This is a genomic window from Lacticaseibacillus sp. 866-1 (assembly GCF_016861825.1).
Classification (GTDB): domain Bacteria; phylum Bacillota; class Bacilli; order Lactobacillales; family Lactobacillaceae; genus Lacticaseibacillus.
Map to the genome: position 1 here is coordinate 1 of NZ_BOLU01000055.1, position 2591 is coordinate 2591.

Sequence of the window (2591 nt, forward strand, 5' to 3'; positions counted from 1 at the left end):
GCTTTCGTGATGGTTTTTGTCGACTCAACCTTAGCATATAGGCGCACCCAATGGGTGAAACACCAAAGCAGCGCAGTCCCGTGTGAATCGTGGGATTACGCTGCTTTTTTGAAATTCTATGAATAATCCAGGGTAACGTTTCAATTGTTTCTTCTGTTCAGCTAAGGCGCTATTGAAGTGGTCCGTCTCACTGCGGGTCTGCTGTTCAAGTTGGCGTTGAAGATCCTCCATCCCTAACTTCGCGGCAATTAATTGGCGCAGATGATTAATGATACTGTCCAATGACATTTGCTGAAGCTGCTTAATATGTGCAACATCCCACGCATAACTCGGAATATTCCAATCGCGTGCTTGATCAAACTGCTGCGCCTTCTGGTAAATCGCCTGGACCTCTGCATTCGTATGTGCCACTGCAACTTCTTCACCCATTGATACCGCCTCCTGAAAGCCAAAGACTAAACTCCTTGGCCAAATAATTGAGATACACGCTAATTATATTCATCGGTGCGACACATTATGTCGTAAAGAGCCAAATCGTCAAAGTCATTGAACTGTAACATTTCAAGAGACCTTTCACGGGCTTTTCGCATTTTCCCCACCGAAAGCCTACAATAAAGAGGCAAACTTTTGAGAAAGAGATGATCCTTTTGACGAAACGCTACAAAGGCTCCTGCACGACCATTCTGGTCGGCAAGAAAGCCAGCATTGATGGCTCGACCATGATCGCCCGCAACGAGGACGGCGCCGAGGCGCTGAACCCCGAGAAGTTCGTTTACGTGAAACCGGAAGACCAGCCGCGCCACTACCAGGCTGTGCTTTCCAAGTTCCACGTCGAGCTGCCGGACAACCCGCTCGGCTACACCTCCACCCCTGACGCGGTGGACGGCCACGGCATCTGGGCCGCCGCCGGCATCAACAGCGACAACGTGGCCATGACCGCCACCGAAACCATCACGACCAACTCCCGCGCTTTGGGCGTTGACCCGATGAATCCGGATGGCCTTGGCGAAGAAGACATCACCGCCATCGTGCTGCCGTACATCCACAGCGCCCGCGAAGGCGTGCAGCGCCTGGGCAAGCTGCTCGAGCAGTACGGGACCTACGAAACCAACGGTATCTGCTTCTCCGACAAGGACGAATGCTGGTACTTCGACAGCATCGCGGGCCATCACTGGGCCGCGGTTCGCATCCCCGACGACGCGTATGTCATCGCACCAAACCGCTTCAACATCGACCATTTTGACTTCGACTCCGACGACACCCTGTGCGCGCCGGACCTGAAGCAGCTCGTCGACGACAACCACCTGAACCCGGATCCTGAAGGCTACAACCTGCGCCACATCTTCGGCTCCTCAACCGTCAAGGACACGCGCTACAACAACCCGCGTGCCTGGTATGGCCAGAAGTACTTCAACCCGGAAATCGAGCAGAGCCCAATCGACCAGGACCTGCCGTTCATCTGCCGCACGGACAAGAAAATCTCCGTCGAAGACGTCAAGTTTGTGCTGAGCTCCCACTACGAAAACACTGACTTTGACCCTTACGGCACCACCAACACTGAGGGTCAAAAGAAGCTGTACCGGCCAATCGGCATCAATCGCAACCAGGAGCTGCACATTCTGCAGATCCGCAACGATGTGCCAAAGGAAATCGCGGGTATTCACTGGCTGGCATACGGCCCGAACACGTTCAACGCGGTCGTGCCATTTTATGCCAACGTCAACGACACCCCGGCCCAGTACAAGAACACCGGCGCCCACTACACGCAAGGCAGTCAGTACTGGCTGTCGTACCTGCTGGCGACGTTTGGCGACTACGACTTCCACCTGTTTGAGGACTTCGAGAACATTTTCGAGCAAAACACGGTGGGCGAATGCCGTCACATCCAGCTGGAAACCGACAAGGTCGCACTGGACAAGCCGGACACCACCGCTTACCTCACCGAGGTCAACGCCAAGCTCGCCGACGTCTCGTTCAACAACTCCAACAAGCTGCTGGGCCAGATGATCGAGCTCGCCGCCCCGCGGATGAAGCTGCAGTTTACGTTGCACGACTAAAAGTCAGAAATGCACAAAAGAAGGTCTGGACACTCAAAACACGAGTGTTCAGGCCTTCTTTTTTTCGTCATCTATTCATAATCCTGACCACAGTGCAACTATGCCGGATAAGTATTTCCTCATGCCAAATTGCTTGACACACTCACTGAATCACCAACAACTTGGTATAATTAGCAAGCCAGAAACTGACCAAATAACGAATGGAGGACTCGCAAATGGCCACCAAAAAGAAAGAGGTTCAGCTCAACATCCGCATCGACTCTGCACTGAAGACTGCTGGTCAGAAAGTTGCCAAAGAGTTGGGGATTGACCTAAACACTGCCGTCAATTTGTTTATCGCCGCCATGGTCAGAGCGCATCAGCTGCCTTTTGGACCCTCAACTCTTCCAAGTGAAACCCTCCTGGATTATTCATAGAATTTCAAAAAAGCAGCGTAATCCCACGATTCACACGGGACTGCGCTGCTTTGGTGTTTCACCCATTGGGTGCGCCTATATGCTAAGGTTGAGTCGACAAAAACCATCACGAAAGCGA

3 protein-coding genes are annotated in these 2591 nt (G+C 52.7%); 2 read left to right on the forward strand and 1 reads right to left on the reverse strand.

The window, feature by feature from the left end; translation table 11 throughout:
- Positions 1-30 precede the first annotated feature (30 nt).
- The gene (locus tag JUE30_RS11130; RefSeq protein ID WP_203624879.1) at positions 31-429 is read right to left on the reverse strand and encodes a hypothetical protein; all 399 of its coding nucleotides are present in this window, start codon (positions 427-429) and stop codon (positions 31-33) included.
- Between the two features lie 218 nt (positions 430-647).
- Here JUE30_RS11130 and JUE30_RS11135 point away from each other — a divergent pair, with 218 nt between their 5' ends.
- Positions 648-2057 (forward strand): C69 family dipeptidase, encoded by a 1410-nt coding sequence (locus JUE30_RS11135; protein WP_203624880.1) that lies wholly within the window; start codon positions 648-650, stop codon positions 2055-2057.
- Positions 2058-2272: 215 nt separating this feature from the next.
- Complete coding sequence (locus JUE30_RS11140; RefSeq protein WP_203624881.1) at positions 2273-2473, forward strand: type II toxin-antitoxin system RelB/DinJ family antitoxin; 201 nt, start codon at positions 2273-2275, stop codon at positions 2471-2473.
- The last annotated feature ends 118 nt before the right edge of the window (positions 2474-2591 follow it).